The sequence below is a fragment of the Aquicoccus sp. SU-CL01552 genome, from assembly GCF_040365005.1.
Classification (GTDB): Bacteria; Pseudomonadota; Alphaproteobacteria; order Rhodobacterales; family Rhodobacteraceae; genus Antarcticimicrobium.
Map to the genome: position 1 here is coordinate 1 of NZ_BAABWV010000042.1, position 2382 is coordinate 2382.

Here is a 2382-nt window from a genome sequence, read left to right on the forward strand (position 1 = left end):
TAAGTCGCGGTCCAGCAGGTTCGGGGCGATGTTGAACGTGTGATCGCTGTCGGTTGTTGCCTTGAACTTGCGTGCTCTCTCAACGGTAATCCCGTTATCGCGCATCAAACGTCCAACCCGGCGATGGCCGACATCGATGTCGAGCTCCTTCAGTTTCTCGGTCATTCGTGGCCTGCCGTAGCTACCCAGGCTCAGACGGGACTGTTCCTTGATATGCGCCAGAACAACCATGTCCGTGCGCTGCCTGCGGCTGACCGGGCGGCTCCGGAAAGCCCGCAACCCGCGCGGGCTGACGTTCATGACCTCACACAGACGATTGGTTGGGAAGGCCCCGCGCTGTTCTTCAACGAATCGAAATTTCATGGCTTTTGGCTCGCGAAGAACTGGGTGGCTTCCTAAGAAACAGCCGCTGTCTTCGGGATAGGTGCCAACGCATAACCAAGTGCCTTGGCCCGGCGCTGGAGATTTGAGAGCAGACGTTGCCTGTGTCGTTCGTCGTAAGCTGCCGCCCCTTGATCTTGATAGGTTGTGCGATGGCGGATGGCGTTGTAGAACAAGACTGCAATCTTGCGTGCCGTGGCAGTCACCGCCTTCTGTTTGCAGATCCGTGCCGAAAGGCGTCGGTAGAATGAGCCCAATGCCGTATCACTTCGGCCAATCGTGACGGCGGCCAGCCGCAGAAGTGCAGCGGCGCGGCTTGAAGATCGACGTGTCCGCGAGGACAGCAGTTTGCCGCCAGAGATTTTGTTGCCCGGGGCCAGACAAAGCCACGACGTGAAGTGCTTGGCGCTCTTCTAGGCGCGCAGGTCCGTGCCACATTCGGCCACAAGCTTCAGAGCCCGCGATGGATCGAGGCCGTGGATCTGCGTCAGGTCTGTGCCCAACATCCCGTAAAGCGCAGCCCGCACATCGAAGGACGGAGCGTTGTGCTGCTTGCCCTTAATCCGTGCTTTGGGGAGCGGCGCCAGATCATCATCTGCCCGGACAGTCAGCGTCCCTACCGAGGCCTCCAGTCTGCAGTCGCACGCCTCGATCTGCGCTTTGTAGAAATCGTAAAGCCCCAGTGACTGCGTCAGGGAAAATATGTGTTCCTCACGGTCGTTGCCGACCAGCGCCGCCTTGATCGTATCCATAGAGGATTTGCAGCGGATATCGCGGAACGCGGCGAGAACCTCAGGGTCACGCTCACCGTCGACAATCGCGCGGATGATCCGCATATCTGTTGCGCCAGTGATGTCGGAGACGACATGGTGCAATTGCAGGTTCATCTCCATGAGCGCCTTCTGCATATGCTGGATATGGGCGGCGGCATATTCTGTCAGACGTTCCCGTTGGCGCATGTAGGCGCGCAGAGTGGCGATCTCGGCCTCGGGGCGGAAGCTGCCGCGGAGCAATCCATAAGAGTGCAACTGACGCAGCCATCCGGCATCGCTGACATCGGTTTTGCGACCCGGTACATTCTTGGCATAGCGGGCATTCACGAGGATCACCTCGAAGCCATGCGCCTCCAGGATCTCGAAGGCCGGAATCCAGTAAACACCTGTCGACTCCATCGCCACGCTGGTGACGCCGCACGACCGGAACCAAGCGGCCAGGTCGTGCAGATCCTAGGTGAACGTCCCAAAGGCGCGCACCGGCATGGTGTCCGTATCGGGGTTCACAGCAGCCATGTGCATGGTCGAGCCGATGTCCATCGCCGCCGCATTGGGATTGACCATCTTCAAATCCGGGTGGTCGCCGGTCTTGCGCTTCGTCATGGCATATCCTCCGTTCAAGGCGAAGGGCGTGGGCCACGCAAGTTCGTCATCTTCCTAACCGGGATCGCCGTTAAGACAGCGTCACCACTCTCAAGTCCGCATCAGCCCATGTGCCACGTTTTTTTACGGGGTCCAGCCCACCAATAAGCCATCGGCAACTGCCCTTCGCCGCGAGCGTAGCACAGGTTGTTGCTACCGCGCACAGGCGGGCTGCGGCCCGGAACGGTTCTTTAATATATCCCTCTCCTCCTTGAGGGTGCGGTTCTCACGTCGAAGCCGTTCGTTCTCCCGAGCAAGCTCGCGATCCTCGGGCGATACTACATCCGTGTCGTGGTGCGCCGTCACCCACTTGTTCAGCGTCGACAGCCCAACGCCCGAATCATCCGCAACTTGCCGCCGTCCCTCTCATCGCTGTAAACAACGATTGCCGGGCAAGGGTCAGCCCGCTGGTAAGCGCAATTCACACTGCATCCTTGCGGAATTCACCCGTTCTTCCCGTGCCCATAGTTCGTCTCCTTTGGTGCAGTAAATGCTATCAAAGGAGCGGCATCAAACCGCGACAAGTCCAAAGTGCTGTTCGGCATGGCGTTGCGGCAGACGACGGGCTTCGTCGAGAGCCTTCTGC

3 pseudogenes are annotated in these 2382 nt (G+C 59.4%); all 3 read right to left on the minus strand.

From position 1 onward, the window contains the following. A pseudogene (locus ABWV23_RS22250) lies at positions 1-393 on the minus strand (IS3 family transposase); the annotation flags it as partial. A 2-nt stretch (positions 394-395) separates the two neighbouring features. Continuing rightward, positions 396-1757, minus strand: a pseudogene (locus tag ABWV23_RS22425) (IS110 family RNA-guided transposase). Between the two features lie 228 nt (positions 1758-1985). Beyond that, positions 1986-2217: pseudogene (locus tag ABWV23_RS22270) on the minus strand (hypothetical protein); the annotation flags it as partial. Positions 2218-2382 lie beyond the last annotated feature (165 nt).